This is a genomic window from Streptomyces sp. NPDC102441 (assembly GCF_044765585.1).
In the GTDB taxonomy this organism is placed as follows: domain Bacteria; phylum Actinomycetota; class Actinomycetes; order Streptomycetales; family Streptomycetaceae; genus Streptomyces.
This window is the reverse complement of the sequence record NZ_JBIWKH010000025.1, coordinates 88252-103429: the sequence shown is the minus strand read 5'-3', so window position 1 is coordinate 103429 and position 15178 is coordinate 88252. Positions and strand designations below refer to the sequence as shown.

13 protein-coding genes and 1 riboswitch are annotated in these 15178 nt (G+C 71.0%); of the genes, 5 read left to right on the top strand and 8 right to left on the bottom strand.

From position 1 onward, the window contains the following. Positions 1 to 125: 125 nt before the first annotated feature. A complete protein-coding gene (locus tag ACIREO_RS37895; RefSeq protein ID WP_404119127.1) occupies positions 126 to 884 on the bottom strand; it encodes a CbtA family protein in 759 nt (252 codons plus the stop codon). A gap of 23 nt (positions 885 to 907) precedes the next feature. Further along, positions 908 to 1129, bottom strand: a complete 222-nt coding sequence (locus ACIREO_RS37890) for a CbtB-domain containing protein (protein ID WP_404119124.1) — start codon at positions 1127 to 1129, stop codon at positions 908 to 910. Between the two features lie 61 nt (positions 1130 to 1190). Further along, positions 1191 to 1268: riboswitch (cobalamin riboswitch) on the bottom strand. Positions 1269 to 1470: 202 nt separating this feature from the next. Between ACIREO_RS37890 and ACIREO_RS37885 the strand changes: the two genes are divergently transcribed. From ACIREO_RS37885 to ACIREO_RS37875, 3 genes are all read left to right on the top strand, one after another. Beyond that, positions 1471 to 2232, top strand: coding sequence for a hypothetical protein (locus tag ACIREO_RS37885; protein WP_404119121.1), 762 nt, complete (start codon positions 1471 to 1473; stop codon positions 2230 to 2232). A gap of 148 nt (positions 2233 to 2380) precedes the next feature. Then, entirely contained in the window at positions 2381 to 2998 is a 618-nt protein-coding gene (locus ACIREO_RS37880) for an ArsR/SmtB family transcription factor (RefSeq protein WP_404119119.1), read from the top strand. Continuing rightward, positions 2995 to 4320 (top strand): MFS transporter, encoded by a 1326-nt coding sequence (locus ACIREO_RS37875; RefSeq protein WP_404119116.1) that lies wholly within the window; start codon positions 2995 to 2997, stop codon positions 4318 to 4320. The genes ACIREO_RS37880 and ACIREO_RS37875 overlap by 4 nt, the downstream gene beginning before the upstream one ends. Here the strand turns inward: ACIREO_RS37875 and ACIREO_RS37870 are convergent. The 5 genes from ACIREO_RS37870 to ACIREO_RS37850 all read right to left on the bottom strand — a co-directional run bounded on the left by ACIREO_RS37870 (position 4284) and on the right by ACIREO_RS37850 (position 10605). Continuing rightward, the gene (locus ACIREO_RS37870; protein ID WP_404119113.1) at positions 4284 to 5285 is read right to left on the bottom strand and encodes a TIGR03842 family LLM class F420-dependent oxidoreductase; all 1002 of its coding nucleotides are present in this window, start codon (positions 5283 to 5285) and stop codon (positions 4284 to 4286) included. The two genes, ACIREO_RS37875 and ACIREO_RS37870, sit on opposite strands and share 37 nt — an antisense overlap. Positions 5286 to 5413: 128 nt before the next feature. Next, positions 5414 to 6298, bottom strand: a complete 885-nt coding sequence (locus tag ACIREO_RS37865) for an ATP-binding cassette domain-containing protein (RefSeq protein ID WP_404119110.1) — start codon at positions 6296 to 6298, stop codon at positions 5414 to 5416. Beyond that, entirely contained in the window at positions 6295 to 8052 is a 1758-nt protein-coding gene (locus ACIREO_RS37860; protein ID WP_404119107.1) for a dipeptide/oligopeptide/nickel ABC transporter permease/ATP-binding protein, read from the bottom strand. Before ACIREO_RS37860 ends, ACIREO_RS37865 begins: the two co-directional genes overlap by 4 nt. After that, positions 8049 to 8990 (bottom strand): ABC transporter permease, encoded by a 942-nt coding sequence (locus ACIREO_RS37855; RefSeq protein ID WP_404119104.1) that lies wholly within the window; start codon positions 8988 to 8990, stop codon positions 8049 to 8051. Before ACIREO_RS37855 ends, ACIREO_RS37860 begins: the two co-directional genes overlap by 4 nt. Before the next feature lie 85 nt (positions 8991 to 9075). Continuing rightward, entirely contained in the window at positions 9076 to 10605 is a 1530-nt protein-coding gene (locus tag ACIREO_RS37850; RefSeq protein ID WP_404119101.1) for an ABC transporter substrate-binding protein, read from the bottom strand. A 236-nt stretch (positions 10606 to 10841) separates the two neighbouring features. On the opposite strand from ACIREO_RS37850, the gene ACIREO_RS37845 reads away from it, so the two are divergent. Then, positions 10842 to 11498, top strand: a complete 657-nt coding sequence (locus ACIREO_RS37845) for a TetR/AcrR family transcriptional regulator (RefSeq protein ID WP_404119098.1) — start codon at positions 10842 to 10844, stop codon at positions 11496 to 11498. Here the strand turns inward: ACIREO_RS37845 and ACIREO_RS37840 are convergent. Next, entirely contained in the window at positions 11488 to 12414 is a 927-nt protein-coding gene (locus ACIREO_RS37840) for an SGNH/GDSL hydrolase family protein (RefSeq protein WP_404119095.1), read from the bottom strand. The genes ACIREO_RS37845 and ACIREO_RS37840 overlap by 11 nt on opposite strands. A 303-nt stretch (positions 12415 to 12717) precedes the next feature. Here ACIREO_RS37840 and ACIREO_RS37835 point away from each other — a divergent pair, with 303 nt between their 5' ends. Further along, a complete protein-coding gene (locus tag ACIREO_RS37835) occupies positions 12718 to 15021 on the top strand; it encodes a glycoside hydrolase family 3 C-terminal domain-containing protein (RefSeq protein WP_404119093.1) in 2304 nt (767 codons plus the stop codon). The last annotated feature ends 157 nt before the right edge of the window (positions 15022 to 15178 follow it).

Here is a 15178-nt window from a genome sequence, read left to right as displayed (position 1 = left end):
ACCGGCCCCTGAGCCGTGGTCCGCACCTTGCGGATCTCGAAGTCCATCGCACCCCTTGAGCTGGGGTGTTGCGACAACCACTAGAACCTAAGGGTTCCGTGGGCCCTCTCGTCGTCTCGGTCACTTCACCGCGGGGCGGCTACCGCCGTGCCCACGGGCACCGGGGCCGGGTCCGGGCGCAGCAGCCGTTCCGCCAGTTCGCCGAAGGCCAGGCCGAAGCCTGCCCACAGCGTGGCCTGCATGGCGAGTGCGGACATGCGGAAGCGCCACAGCAAGGTGGCCGGGAAGTCGCTCGGCACCTCGTTGACCGTGGGCAGGAACGCGTATGCCAGCCCGATCACGACGGCGAAGCCGAGTACGGCGACGACGGTGGCGTACCAGGCGCCCAGTTTCGGCGCCAGCATCCTGCCCGCGATCACCGCGGCGACCGCGAGGAGCACGCTCAGCACCATCATCAGGAAGTACAGGGTGGTCCGCCGGCCGATGGTGTCGCCGGCGCCCACCGCGGGCGGGTTGGCCGGGTACTTCAGGAACGGCACGACGTACACGGCGAGCAGCGCGATCCCCGAGAGGAGCAGCGCCGTGGCCCGCGGGCCGAAGCGGCCCACACGACCGAGCGCGAAGCAGTAGGCGAGGGCCGCGATGCCACCGAACGCCACCCCGTAGACCAGGATCCCGGTGGTCAGGCCGGCGGTGGACTGCATGGTGCGGGAGACGAGTTCGGCCTCGTGCTCGTGCGCATGGGCGTGGGGCTCCTCCAGGCCGATCGCGCTGTCGACGTACGGCTCGCCGAGGAAGTAGGCGACGAGCAGGGCGAGCACGCCGGCACCGAGGCCGGCGAGCATGCCCCGCGCGAGCAGGTTTCTTACCGTTGCGGAGTTCATGGGTGTGCTGTGTCCGTCCCTCATCAGTGGCAGGGGAAGCCGAGGAGGTGGCGGGCGTCGTGCACCCACTCATGGACGCCCTCACCGGAGACGACGGCTGTGGCGCCCTGCTCGGCGCCGACGAAGTACAGCAGGATCAGCATCAGGATGCCGAAGAAGACCGCCCAGGGGGCGATGTCCTTCAGCGGCAGCTTTGCGGGAACCACGGGGCTTGTAGCAGTCGGCTGAACGACGTGCTGGGCCATGGCAGGCCTCCTCTGGGAGTTCGCGTCCCAACTCGGTGGTGCACAGGACGACGGCGCCCGGGTCTGACTCGCGGTGCCACCCCCCTCGGGGCTGCACCGTCCACAGTGGCGCGACCGTGCCGGGTTCCCACCGGCTTCCGTGATGCCGTCGTCGATATCGCAGTGACCGTACCGTGTGCCGCGCCTGTGGCCAATACCGCCCGTAGCCGAGGCAGCGCCGGGGACTCACCCTTCGTACACCCGGCCCGCCGGGCAGGCACGCGTGCGCGGGCGTACGCTCGCCAGGAGGGGTGGATCCCGCTCGAGAAGGCCCTGAACAGGGACGTTTCCGAGGAGGCGCGGTGACAGGACAGCGCATCGCCGGACGTGCTGCCGCCTGCGCGGCGGTGGTCGTGCTCGCCGTGACCGGCGGCACTGCGGCCCAGGCGGACGACGACATCGAATCGCTGCCCGCCGAGCAGATCGCCGACCGCTCCCGCGACGCCCTGCTCGATGTCCGGTCCGTGCATCTGCGTGCGCGGGGCGACTTCGGGGAGAACCGCCCGCCGATGACGGTGGACCTCAGCCTGGACCGGAACGGCAACTGTGCCGGTGACGTGGACCTGGGCAAGGACAAGGGTGCGGTCGAGATCGTCAAACGGGGCGATTCGGTCTGGCTGAAGCCGGACGCGGACTTCTGGGAGAACCAGGTCCCGGTCGGCGGCCAGGCCTTCGAAGCCATCCTCGCCGGGCGGTACATGAAGGGCTCGGCCTCGGACTCCAGGCTGCGGCCCGTCGTGGACGCCTGTGATCTGGACACCTTCCGCGATCTGGTCTCCGACAACGCCGGCAACGCGGCCGGGACGTTCACCAAGGAAGAAGTGTCGACGGTCGACGGCGTACGGACCGTGCCGGTCACCAGGACACTGCACGGACAGAAGCTGACGGCGTACGTGGACACCGGGGGCGAGCACCACCCGGTGCGGATCACCGTACGGGGCGACGGGGCGGACGCGGCCGTGGACTTCACCCGCTTCGACGAGCCGGTGCCGACGGCCACGCCGCCCGCCGACGAGACGGTGGACGTGAACGCCCTGCTCGGCCGGGCCCCGGCACAGTCCTGACGCCCCCGGCCCGGCCGGGGTTCTCACCATCACTCTCCGGCCCCGCTGTCGTCCACCTCGTTGAAGCAGACGTGCTGCTGTATCGCCCGGCGGCGAATCCGAACGTGAGAGTTGACTCTCACGTTATGTGAGAGAATACTCTCACGTCATGGGCAACCGACTGGGCGATATCGAGATCACCGATCCACAGGCGATGCGGGCGTTGGCACATCCGGTGAGGCTTGCGATCCTCGACCGCCTCCGCCGGCACGGTCCTGCGACGGCCACGCAGCTCGCGCCCGATGTGGGTGCCACTCCCTCGGTGACCAGCTGGCATCTGCGGCACCTGGCGGGTTTCGGACTGGTCCGGGACGCCGAGGCCGGGCCGGACCGTCGGCAACGGCGGTGGGAGGCGTCGGCGCGCGGCTTCCGGTTCGAGGCGCCGGAGGGCGAGGAGGGCCGGTCGGCCGCGCGGGCGCTGTCCCGGGAGATGTTCCTGCGCTACGGAGATCTGCCGAGCAGGTGGTCGGCCGAAGTGGAGCCGGGCCTGGACCCGTTGTGGCAGCGGGCCGCCGGCCTGGCCGATACCCGTGTGGTCGTTTCGGCGGAGGAACTCGCCGCGATCCAGGACGGGATCGAGCAGGTGCTCGCGCCCTACGTGACGCGCGATCCCGCCGAGCGTCCGGCCGGAAACCGCGGCGTCCGGCTGCTGCGTTACGTCCTGCCGGAGCAGGACGAGGAGCAGGACGAGGAACAGGCCGACGAGCAGGCCGGCGGGGCCCGGTGAGCGCCCCAGGAACGGGCACCCCGATATCCCTGTGGCGGGACCGGCGCTTCCGCCGGTTCTGGGCGGGGCAGTCGATATCGCAGTTCGGCGACCGGATCACCGAACTGGCACTGCCGCTGATCGCCGTGACAGCGCTGAGCGCCTCGGCCAACCAGGTGGCGTGGCTGACCGCGCTCATCTGGACTCCGAATCTGCTCGCGATCATCCTGGGGGCCTGGGTCGACCGCCGGGTCCGCAAACGCCGCCTGATGGTCCTCGCCGATCTGGTGCGCAGCGCGGTGCTGTTGAGCCTCCCCGTGGCGTATCTGCTGGACGCGGTGAGCCTCGGTCAGCTGTACGCCGTGGCGCTGTTGACCGGCACCGCGGCCGTGCTCTTCAACACCGCCTATCCGCCGTTCTTCGCTCACCTCGTGCCCCGCTCGTCCTACGTCGACGCGAACAGCAAGCTCAGTGCCAGCCGGTCGGTGTCGCACGTGGTGGGCCCGGCGGTCGGCGGCGGTCTCGTCCAGGCGTTGACCGCACCCGTCGCTGTCGTGGTCGATGCCGTGTCGTACCTGGCGTCCGCGTTCCTGATAGGGCGGATTCCGCTCGATGAATCACCCAGCGGCATCGACGGAGCAGCGGCCCCCTCACTGCTGCGGCGCGCCCGGGATGGCATGGTCTTCGTCTGGCGGCACCCGGTGCTGCGCGCCGGGCTCTGCTGCGCGGTGACGGTCAACTTCTTCACCTTTGTCGCGGGCACCGGACTGATGGTGCTCTTCGCCAGCCGTGTCCTGGGGCTGTCCGCGGGAGCGATCGGCCTTGCTCTGGGCGTCGGTTCGACCGGCGCTCTCCTCGGCGCCGTCCTCGCCCCGAGGATCTCGCGGCGTATCGGTGTGGGGCGCAGCATCGTGGTGGGAGCGGTGCTGTTCCCGGCGCCCATCGCCATCGCGGCCGGCGCGGGAGGGCCGCTCTGGGCGCGTGCCGGAGCACTGGCCGGGGCGGAGTTCCTCTCCGGAGTCGGCGTCATGCTCTTCGACGTCAACCTCAACTCCCTCCAGACCAGCGTGATCCCGGATGGCATACGCAGCCGTGTGGCGGGCGCGTTCAGCACCGTCAACTACGGCGTACGTCCCATCGGGGCCGTGGTCGGCGGCCTGCTCGCCACCGGCTTCGGTCTGCGGGCGACGCTGCTCATCGGTGCCGTCGGGGGGACGCTGTCACTTCTCTGGCTACTGGCTTCACCGATACCGCGTATCCGCTCCCTGACCGCAGACGACGCCGCCGAGTCCCCTCAGGGCACGGGTCAGGAGGACAGCGCGGGGATCACCGTGGAACCGTAGGCGTCGATGGTCGCCTCCCGTGCGTCGTGCATGTTGTAGACGGCGAACTGGTCGACGCCCAGATCTCGCAGGACCCGGAGCTTCTCGATGTGGGCCTCGGCGGGTCCCAGCAGACAGAACCGGTCCACGATCTCGTCGGGCACGAAGGCCGTGTCCGGGTTCCCGGTGCGGCCGTGATGGCTGTAGTCGTAACCGGAGCGTCCGGCGATGTACGCCGTGAGGGCCTCGGGCACGAGGCCGGAGTGCTCTCCGTACCGGGAGACGAGGTCGGCCACGTGGTTGCCGACCATGCCGCCGAACCAGCGGCACTGCTCGCGTGCGTGGTCCAGGTCGTCGCTCACATAGGCGGGCGCGGCGACGCAGATGGTGACGGCGTCCGGGTCGCGGCCGGCGGCGGTGGCCGCGTCGCGTACCGCCTTGATCATCCATTCGGTGAGGTAGGGATCGGCCAGCTGGAGGATGAAACCGTCGGCCTTCTCCCCGGCCAGGGCCAGGGCCTTGGGCCCGTACGCACCCATCCAGACGGGCAGCCTGCCGTCCTTCACCCACGGGATCCGGACCGGCTGTCCGTCGACGGTGGCCTCGCGCCCCTCGGCGAGATCGCGGATCACCTCGACGGCCTCGCCGAGCCGTGCCAGCGTGTTGGGCCTGCGGCCCGCCACCCTCATCGCGGAGTCACCCCGCCCGATGCCGCACACGGTGCGGTTGCCGTACATCTCGTTGAGCGTGGCGAAGGTGGAGGCGGTGACCTCCCAGGTGCGGGTCCCTGGGTTGGTCACCATCGGTCCGACGATCAACCGCTCGGTGTGCTCCAGGATCCGGCTGTAGATGACGAAGGGCTCCTGCCAGAGCACCGCCGAGTCGAAGGTCCAGCCGTAGCGGAAGCCGTTCCGCTCCGCGCGGCGCATGAGCCCGACGACGGCCGAGGCGGGCGGGTCGGTCTGGAGGACGAGTCCGAAATCCATGGCAGATACTCCTGGTCCAGGTGCACTGTGGGCGCGTCCGAGGGCGACGTGTTCCGATAGAGCTTTCCATATCGGGCCGCGCCGAACCCCGTACGGCCGACCGCCGCCCCGGCGAGTCGCGGACGGGGTCAGCCGCCGTCGGCCGCCGTCACGGTGGCCTCCCCGCCGAGCACGGCGGCGGACTCCCTGCGACGCCGCTGCTCGTCGACGTCGGCCACGGGAGCGGCGAGCATCAGGGCGCGGGTGTAGGGGTGCCCGGGGGCGGTGGTGACGGCATGGGCGTCGCCCGTCTCCACGAGGGACCCTCCCTTGATCACCGCCACCCGGTGGCTCATGAAGCGCACGACCGAGAGGTCGTGGGTGACGAAGAGATACGCGACGCCTGTCTCCTCCTGGATCTCCAGCAGCAGTTCGAGAACCGTGCGCTGCGTGGTCAGGTCGAGCGCGGACACCGGCTCGTCGCAGATCACGAGCCGGGGGCGCAGCGCCAGCGCGCGGGCGATGGCGACCCGTTGGCGCTGACCACCCGAGAACTCCCGGGGCAGACGGCTCGCCGCGTCCGGCGGCAGGTGGACCCGGTCGAGGAGGCCGCCCACCCGGCCGCGTGCGTCCCTGGCGCTCGCACCGTGCCCCAGGAGGGGTTCGCTGAGCGTGTCCCCGACGGTGCGTGAGGGGTTCAGCGAGGTGTACGGGTCCTGGAAGACGACCTGGAGGTCGCGGCTGAGCTCACGGCGGCGCGAGGCCTTCGCCGTGTCGATGCGCTCGCCGGCGAACGTGATGCTGCCCGAGCGGGCGGGCACGAGCCCGAGGACCGCGCGCCCGATGGTCGTCTTGCCCGAGCCCGACTCGCCGACCAGGCCCAGGGTCTCGCCGGGCCGGATGTCGAGGGAGACCCCCTTGAGGATCTCGGTGCGCGGGGCTCGCCATCCCTTGCCCGGGTAGGAGACCCGGAGGTCCCTGATCCGCAGCAGTGCGTCGGGGAAGGCCGATTCGGTGGTGCCGGTGCTGGTCATGCGGTGGCCTTCCTCGCCTCTCGGGGCTGCCAGGGCGCCCGGACCGGCGCGTCGTCGAGGACCGCGCCGAGCAGGGTCCGGGTGTAGGGGTCCCGGGGGGACCGGAGGATCTGTCCGGTGGTTCCGGTCTCGACGATCCGGCCGCCGCTCATCACGGCGACACGGTCGCAGAGGTCGGCCACGACGCCGAGGTTGTGGGTCACCAGGAGTACGCCCAGGCCGCGGTCCTGCTGGAGCCTGCGGAGCAGACCGAGTATCTCGGCCTGGACCCGGACGTCCAGTGCGGTGGTGGGTTCGTCGGCGATGAGGAGTTCCGGGTCGCAGGACATGGCGCCGGCGATCAGGACGCGCTGGGCCATGCCTCCGGAGATCTCGTGGGGGTACAGCCGCATCGTCCGCCCGGGATCGGGGATCTCCACCAGGCGCAGCAGGTCGATCGCCCGGCCGGCGGCCTCCTTGCGCGAGATGCCGAGAACATGGCGCATGGGTTCCATGAGCTGGCTGCCGATGGTGAAGGCGGGGTCGAGGTTGCTCATGGGTTCCTGCGGGACGTAGGCCACGGTGCCGCCCCTCAGTGCGCGGTGAGCGCGCTCGGGCAGTCCGTCGACCTCCTGGCCCTTGATCATGACGCTGCCCGAGGTGACCCGCCCGCCCTCGGGCAGGATCCCGAGCACCGAGAAGGCCGTCTGGGTCTTCCCGGAGCCCGACTCCCCCACCAGGCCGACGATTTCGCCGGGGTGCACATCGAGGTCGATGCCGTGCACGACCTCCTTGTCCGTGCCGTCCGGGCGGGCGTAGGCGACGGTGAGGCCACGGACGGACAGGAGAGCGGCAGGGTCCGGCGGTTCGACCAGGGCCTCCGCTGCGGGGGCCGCCCCGGCGCGGGGCCTCCTGCGGCGCCGCCCGGCCGGCTCGCCGCCGCGGTCCTCCAGTACGTCGCGTACTGCGCCGGCGAGCAGGACGAGAGCGCCGTTGGTCAGACCGAGTGCGAGTCCGGGCCACAGGATCAGAAGCGGTGCGCGCTGGATGTTCTGGAACGCCTCGTTGAGCATCGCGCCCCAGGTCGCCGAAGAACCGCTGCCGACGCCGAGGAACTCCAGACCGGCCTGGAGTCCGATGGCGATTCCGGCGACGAGGGCCACCTGGATGATGAGGGGACCGCGGACGACGATCAGGATGTGCCGGGCGACGATCCGGGTGTCGGACAGCCCGGACACCTTGGCGGCGTCTACGTACAGCTCCTTGCGGACGTTGGCGACGATGCCGCGGACCAGGCGGAAGAAGCCGGGGGCCACGAGTACCCCGAGCACGATCATCAGCACCCAGACCCTGGGGCCGAGGATGGCGCGGGAGGCGAGGAGCACCACCATCGCGGGCAGCGCCATGACGAGGTTGACGGCCCAGTTGGCGACGGAGTCGAACCGGCCGCCGTAGTAGCCGGCGTACAGGCCCGACGGCACGCCCAGGGCGAGCGCGATCGCCAGGGCGACCACCGCCCCGCCCAGTGTGTTGCGTCCGCCGTACAGGATGCGCGAGAGGATGTCCCGTCCCGCCGAGTCCATGCCCATGGGGTGCGCGGCGTCGGGCCCCGCGAACGCGTCGCCGAGCGAGGAGACGTCGGGGGCCTGCGGTGCGAGCAGGGGCGCGAGGACGACGCCGATGACGAGCAGGAGCAGAACACCTGCGGAGATCGCGCCGAGCGGGTTGCGCAGGAGCCTGCGCAGTCCGCCGCCGGCCGTGGGGTTCTCGCTCATGCGGCCCTCGCCTTCGGGTTGAGCCAGCCGATCATGGTGTCGACCAGGAGATTGATCAGGACGACACCGATCACGGTGAACATGACCAGCGCCATGATCACGGGAATGTCGCCCCGGGTGGTGTAGGTGACGGTCATGCTGCCGATCCCGGGAAGTCCGAAGATCTGCTCCACGAGCACGGCGCCGCCCAGCAGGCCGACGAACTGCATGCCGAGGACCGAGAGCGCCGGCGATGACGCGTTGCGCAGGACGTGCCGGAACACGATCCGGGAGGTGGGCAGTCCGCGGGCGCGCAGGGTGCGGACGTAGTCCTGGCGCAGTACGTCGACGACCGCGCCCCTGACCTGCTGCGAGACGCCCGCGACGGAGGCGACCGCCAGGGACAGGACCGGCAGGGTGATGGTCGAGAGCCAGCCGCCGGGCGACTCGGTGAACGGGGTGTACCCGATCGCGGGGAACCAGTTCAGGTTGACCGCGAAGACCAGCACGATCACCAGGGTGACGAGGAAGCCGGGCAGGGCGTATCCGGCCACCCCGAGGATCTGTACGAAGCGGTCGGCCGCCCCGCGCCGCACACCCGCCCAGACGCCGAGCAGGAACGACACGACGGTGGTGACGAGGGTGACCCCGAGCGTGAGGCTCGCGGTGACCGGCAGCCGGCCGGCGACCGCGGTCCCGACGTCCTCGCTGGTGAACCAGGAGGTGCCCAGGTCGCCGCGGACGGCGTGCGCCAGCCAGTCGGCGTACTGGACGAGGACGGGCCGGTCCAGGCCGAGCGAGGCGTTCTTGGCGTCGACGGCCGCCTGGTCTGCGCCCTGGCCGAGGAGTTGCCTGCCCACGTCCGCGTCGGAGACCGACAGCAGCAGATAGGAGAGGAGGGAGATGACGACCAGGAGCACAGCCCCCGCCGCGATCCTTCGGGTGATGAAGTTCAGCATGGCACTCGGTATCTGTTCGGTACGCGGCTGTCCGGGGCCGGCCGCCGGGGGCGGTCCCGCCGCACGGGCCGTCCCCGGCGGGACCTCATGAGGCGGGGGCGTAGTTGTAGATCGACGGAACGGCCATGCCGGACTGCGGGGTGATCTTCACCGTGCCGTCCGAGACGTGCAGGTAGGACATCCGGTAGAAGGGCACGAACCAGCCGTCCTCGACGAGGTGTTCGTTGAGCGCCTCGGCCGCCTGCTCCGCCTCCGCGCCCGTGCCGGTCTGGATCCGCGGTATCAGCTTCCGCACGGTGGCGTCGGTGGTGCCGAACATGTTGAAGGCACCGGGAGTGACCAGCTCGTTGACGACGACCCAGTCGGACGAGGACTGCCCGATGTTCATGACCATGCCGGAGTAGGCGCGGTCGGTGAACACCTTCTGGACGGCCGAGCCGCCGTCGAGGTCGTCCCAGACGAGCTCGACGCCGATGGCCTCGAAGTCGGTGACGAGGGACGCGGCCAGGGCGTCGTTGACGATCGCGGCGATCCGGGGAAGCTTCAGCGTGAAGCCCTTCCGGTAACCCGCCTTCTTCAGCAGGCTCCTGGCCTCGGCCGGGTCGTGGGACCAGTGGGTGTCCAGCTTCGGGTCGTACCCCTGGGTGTCGGGGCCGAACACCTGGTCCGTGACCTTGCCCCTCTTCTGCCGGATGGTGGAGAGCATAGTGTCGCGGTCGATCGCGAGGTTGAGCGCCTGACGGACCCGGGGGTCCCTGAGCGCGGGGGTCAGCTGACCCGCGCGGTCGAACAGCAGCAGCCCCTGGAAGTCGAACTCCTGCTTCGTCGTCTTCACCCGCGGGTCGGACTCGATGCTGATCTGCTGGTCGGCGCTCTGCAGCAGGGCGGCGTTGACCTGGCCGGTCCTGATGCCGTTGACGATCGCCGTCTCGTTGTCGAAGAAGCTGATCGTGAGGTCCTCGTAGGGCACCTTCTCGCCCCAGTAGTCCTCGTTACGCTCGTAGACCCACTTGGTCCCGATGGTCGTACTCGCCTTGACGAGACGGTAGGGGCCCGTGCCGTCGGGGGTGGTCTTGAGGCTGTCGGCCTTCGCGAGCTTCGCCGGGTTCGCCATCAGTCCCGCCGCGTCACTCAGGTAGAACAGCATGGCCGGGTTGGCCTGCTTGAGCTCGAGGGTGACGTGGGCGGGGTCCACCACCTGGACCGCTTCCAGGTCGTTCAGCCACTTCGCGTCGGCGCCGCCGCCCTTCTTGAAGTGCTCCATGTTCGCCTTGACGGCCGCCGCGTCGAAGGCGGTGCCGTCGGCGAACTCCACGTCCTCGCGCAGGGTGAGGGCGAGCTCGGTGGCGTCGTCGTTGTACGTCCACTTCGTGGCGAGCATCGGGCTGAAGTCACCGTTCGGCTCCCGCTTGACCAGGGTGTCGTAGGTGGCCTGGAAGAACGGCAGCGCGCTGCCGACGGCGTGCGCCGGGTCCAGGCTCTGCGGGAAGGTCAGCGTGGCGATGTCCAGCTGCGAGCCGCCGGAGCTCTTGGTGCCCGAGCCCGCGCACCCCGCGAGGGCGAGGGAGATCGCCAGGGCGGCGGCGAGAGCCCCGCTCCGAGTGGTTCTGCTCATGAGATTCGCTCCGTCTGGAGGTGCCGGGGAAAGACGTCCCGGGTGAGAGTGGCGGTGAGCCTACACACGGAATTAACCAGTTGGTAGGTTTTTACGGTGCGAGTTCGGCAGCCTGGTAAATTCCGGGGCAGCATGACGAACCCGCAGGTCAGGACGGCCGCATCGAACCCTCCTCGGGGCCGGCCCTGCGAGCGGCGGGGCGGACGGCTGCCCCACGACGACAGGAGGCCGCCGAGTTGAGTGACCGACCCGAGGACGCCCCGCAGCGCCTGTCGAAGGGCGAGCGCACCCGCGCACGCATCCTCGACTCGGCCGGGGATCTCTTCTCCCGTACCGGCTTCAACGCGGTCTCGCTGCGCGACATCGCCGCGCACGCCGGGATGACCCACGCCGGGCTGCTCCACCACTTCCCGGGCAAGGAGGCCGTACTCCTCGAGGTGCTGGCGCAGCGGGACCGTGAGGACGCACAGACCGTCTTCCCCGACATCGTCCGGCCGGGCACACCGGCCCAGGCCTCCGACCGCCTGCGCGGCCTGGTCGGCCTGGTGGTGCGCAACAGCCGGACGCACGGCATGGTTGCCCTCTACACGAAGCTGTCCGCCGAGGCGACCGACCCGGACCATCCCGCGCACCACTACTTCAGGGAGCGTTACCGCGTCGTCAGGGCGGAGCTGGCCGGACTCGTGGGGGCCCTGCAGGCCGAGGCGGACTCCCCCGCCGACCTGGAACCCTCGGTGGTGGCCGTCCAGTTGCTCGCACTGATGGACGGCCTCCAGACCCAGTGGCTGCTGGAACCCGAGGCCGTGCCGATGGAGGCACTGGTACGCGCCTTCCTGGCCCGGCTCGGACTCGCCCCCGACGACGACGCGGGGAGCGGCCCGGTCAGCGCGTGAGCGTCGCGAGTGCGGCATCGGCCGTGCTTCTGTGCCCGGCGGCGTTGGGGTGGAACCCGGCCGCCTCCGCCGTGTCCGCGGGCTCGATCCAGCGGACGCCCGCCGGCTTGCACGCGTCGTGCCCGACGGAGGGCGCGTAGGCGTCGACGTACACGTCCCGCTGCGATCCCGCCTGCTGCGCGAGCATCGAGTTGAGCTGCTTCTCCTTGTCCCTGATCCAGGGGAAGTCACCGGTCGCCAGCGGCACCGTCGGGCGGCAGGCGGTCCCGTCGTCGGGGAAGATCGCGGGATACCCCACCACGAGCACCCTGGCCTGGGGGGACCTGCCGTGGATCTCCGCCAGCACCGCTGCGACCTTCGGTGCCGTGGAGGCGATGCGGGAGCCGATCTCGTCGGTGCCGAACAGCGTGTAGCTGCTCTTGCAGGGAGCGCCGTACGGAGCCGGCCCGCCGAGGATGACGCAGCGCGTGAGGATGCCGGTCAGGTCGAGGTCGTTGCCGCCGACGCCGAGGGTGACCAGGGTGGTGTCGGCACGCAGCGCGTCGAGCTGCGGAGGCGCCGCCTCCTGCGGGTTCGTCATATGGCTGGTGTCGGCACCGGCGCAGGTGGCGTCGGTGAACGAGGCGGCGCCGAGCTCGGCCGCGATCAGCGACGGGTAGTTCCTGGCCGAACGGCCGCAGGCCGCGTCGCTCTGCTCGGGGATTCCCGGTCCGGAGCTGAAGGAGTCTCCGAGCGCGACATAGCGGACGGCCTCCTGGCCCCGCACGCCAGGGCGTTGGGCGGGGCCGGCGACGGCGGCCCCTGCGGAAACGGCCAGTGCGGCCATGACGGTGGCGGCGGCGAGCGAGACGCGGGCCGCCTGGCGTGCGCGGCCGGGGAGTGCGGCCCGTGAGGAGGGCTGACTGGCAGGGGGCATGACCGTTCCTCGTTTCGTTCATGGAAAGGAGGCGCGGCCTCAGGACGCGGTGCACTGCACTGTCCCGGAGCGGCGCGGCTCGAGCGCGAAAACCGTACGTTGAACGGTTTCTGATCGTCAAGGGGTCGCGCAGGGGCGGGCTCGCGGCCTGCCCCCCGTACGGCTGACGCGCGACTCGACCCCTTGACGTCTAAAACCGATCAATTTACGGTTTTCAGATGACCCGGCTTCCCGGCACCGGTCCCCGCCCGAACGGCCCGGTCACCGCACAGCCGCTTCTCCGCCCCGACCGTTAGGTGCCGCATGACCCAGCACACCCCGCCTCCCCCGGCCGTGAAACCGGCCGCGCCGCGGCTCTCCCTCACCGAGAAGGCGTCCCTGACCAGTGGCGCCGGTGACTTCGTCACGGCGGCGGCGCCGGAGGCGGGCATCCCCGCCGTCACCATGTCCGACGGCCCGCACGGCCTGCGTCTCCCCAAGGAGAGCGGCGACGGGGGGCAGGTCGATCTGCACAGCGCCGCCCCGGCCACCTGCTACCCGCCGGCGGTGGCGCTCGGCAGCAGCTGGGACCCGGAGCTCGCGTACCGCGTGGCGGGTGCGCTGGCCGACGAGGCCGGCTCGCACGGGATCCGTGTCCTGCTCGGCCCTGGCATCAACATCAAGCGGTCCCCGCTGTGCGGGCGGAATTTCGAGTACTTCTCCGAGGACCCGCTGCTCACGGCCGAGCTGGGCGGCGCCATGGTCCGAGGACTCCAGGAGTCGGGCGTCGGCGCGGCGCTGAAACACTACGCGGCGAACAACCAGGAGACCGACCGCATGCGCGTCAGCGCCGACATCGACGAGCGCCCGCTGCGCGAGATCTATCTGCGGGCCTTCGAACGCATCGTCCGCCGTGACCGCCCCTGGTCCGTCATGTGCTCCTACAACGCGGTCAACGGCACCCTCCTGTCCCAGAACTCCCGCCTGCTCACCGGCATCCTGCGCACCGAATGGGGCTTCGACGGCGTGGTCATGTCCGACTGGGGCGCCGTACGGGACCGGGTCGCCGCCCTCCGCGCCGGACTCGACCTCCAGATGCCGGGCACGCACGGGCGAACCGACGCCGAGGTCGTAGCGGCGGTGAGGGCGGGGGAGCTCGACGAGTCGGTGCTCGACACCTCCGTGGAGCGGCTGGCCCTCTTCGCCCGGCGGGCGGACGACGGCGTACGGCCCGGCCCCCGGATGTCGGCCGACGAGCACCACCGCCTCGCCGGGGAAGCCGCCGACCGGTGCGTCGTACTCCTCAGGAACGAGGGCGACGTCCTGCCGCTCGACCCGTCGAACGGCAGCGTCGCCGTCATCGGCGAACTGGCACGCACCCCGCGCTATCAGGGCGCGGGCAGCTCCCAGGTCACCCCGACCCGGCTCGACACCCCTCTGGAGCAGCTGCGCGAGCTGGCCGACGGCGCCCGTGTGGACTTCGCGCCCGGCTACCCGGCACCCGGTGGCGCGGCGGACACCGCCGGGGCGCTGGGCGACGAAGCCGTGCGCCTGGCGGCCTCCTGCGACACCGTGGTCGTCTTCCTGGGCCTGTCGGCCGCCGACGAGTCCGAAGGCTTCGACCGCGACCACATCGACCTGCCGGACGACCAACTGCGGCTGCTGGAGAGCCTGGTCGCGGCGAACCCGCGCGTCGCGGTCGTGCTGTCCAACGGCGGCGTGGTGCGCACCGCCCCCTGGCACGACACCGTGCCCGCCCTGGTCGAGGGCTGGCTGCTCGGCCAGGCGGGCGGCGGCGCACTGGCCCGGGTGCTGTTCGGCGCCGTCAACCCGTCGGGCAAGCTGGCCGAGACCGTGCCGCTGCGCCTGGAGGACTCACCGAGCCACCTCTCCTTTCCCGGGGAGGAGAGGCATGTCCGCTACGGCGAGGGCGTCTTCGTCGGGTACCGGGGCTACGACGCCGCGGCCCGTGAGGTCGCCTTCCCCTTCGGCCACGGCCTGTCGTACACGTCCTTCGCGTACTCCGGCCTGCGGGTCGCACCGGCCGGTGACGCCGTCTCCGTGACCGTCACCGTCACCAACACGGGCCGGCGCCCCGGGCGCGAGGTCGTCCAGATCTACAGCAGCGGTCCGGCCGGCTCCACGGTCGCCCGCCCCCCGAGGGAGTTGCGCGGCTTCGCGTCCGTGGACCTCGCCCCCGGGGAGAGCCGCGAGGTGACCGTCGAGATGGCACGCCATGAACTCGCCTACTACAGCGCGCGCGAGGGCACCTGGCGGGTGGAGGGCGGTGACTACGGCATCGAGACGGGATCGTCCTCCCGGGACATCCGCCGGTCGGCTGTGATCAGCGTGACGGGCGACCCCTCGGATGTCGCGCCGAGCGGCCGCAGCACGATCGCGGAGTGGCTCAGCCACCCGGTCGGTGGCCCGCTGCTGATGGAGAGGTTCATGGCAGCCCGTGCCGAAGGGGGGACGGCGGCCTCCGCGATGGACGACCCGGTGACGGCTCGGTTCCTCGCCGGGATGCCTCTGGATGTGATCGCCGAGTTCCCGCAGAGCCCTGTGGACCCCGAGGGGGTGGCGGAGCTGACGGCACTGACCGGCGGAACACCTCCCGGGAGCGCGTGAGATGAGCGGGCGTCCGGCGGTGGACGGAAGCGTGCGGCCGGGCTGGGAGGGGGTACGGGACGCCTTCGCACAGGGCCAGGCACACGATTGCGGCCACGCCCAGCTGGCCGTGCACCACCACGGCCGGCTGGTCGTTGACCTGTGGTCCTCAGGCACG

Excerpts from the sequence above, each read along its gene's own strand:
- ACIREO_RS37895 (WP_404119127.1), bottom strand. The coding sequence starts at position 884 with ATGAACTCCGCAACGGTAAGAAACCTGCTCGCGCGGGGCATGCTCGCC.
- ACIREO_RS37890 (WP_404119124.1), bottom strand. The coding sequence starts at position 1,129 with ATGGCCCAGCACGTCGTTCAGCCGACTGCTACAAGCCCCGTGGTTCCC.
- ACIREO_RS37880 (WP_404119119.1), top strand. The coding sequence starts at position 2,381 with ATGGGCAACCGACTGGGCGATATCGAGATCACCGATCCACAGGCGATG.
- ACIREO_RS37870 (WP_404119113.1), bottom strand. The coding sequence starts at position 5,285 with ATGGATTTCGGACTCGTCCTCCAGACCGACCCGCCCGCCTCGGCCGTC.
- ACIREO_RS37865 (WP_404119110.1), bottom strand. The coding sequence starts at position 6,298 with ATGACCAGCACCGGCACCACCGAATCGGCCTTCCCCGACGCACTGCTG.
- ACIREO_RS37860 (WP_404119107.1), bottom strand. The coding sequence starts at position 8,052 with ATGAGCGAGAACCCCACGGCCGGCGGCGGACTGCGCAGGCTCCTGCGC.
- ACIREO_RS37855 (WP_404119104.1), bottom strand. The coding sequence starts at position 8,990 with ATGCTGAACTTCATCACCCGAAGGATCGCGGCGGGGGCTGTGCTCCTG.
- ACIREO_RS37850 (WP_404119101.1), bottom strand. The coding sequence starts at position 10,605 with ATGAGCAGAACCACTCGGAGCGGGGCTCTCGCCGCCGCCCTGGCGATC.
- ACIREO_RS37840 (WP_404119095.1), bottom strand. The coding sequence starts at position 12,414 with ATGCCCCCTGCCAGTCAGCCCTCCTCACGGGCCGCACTCCCCGGCCGC.
- ACIREO_RS37835 (WP_404119093.1), top strand. The coding sequence starts at position 12,718 with ATGACCCAGCACACCCCGCCTCCCCCGGCCGTGAAACCGGCCGCGCCG.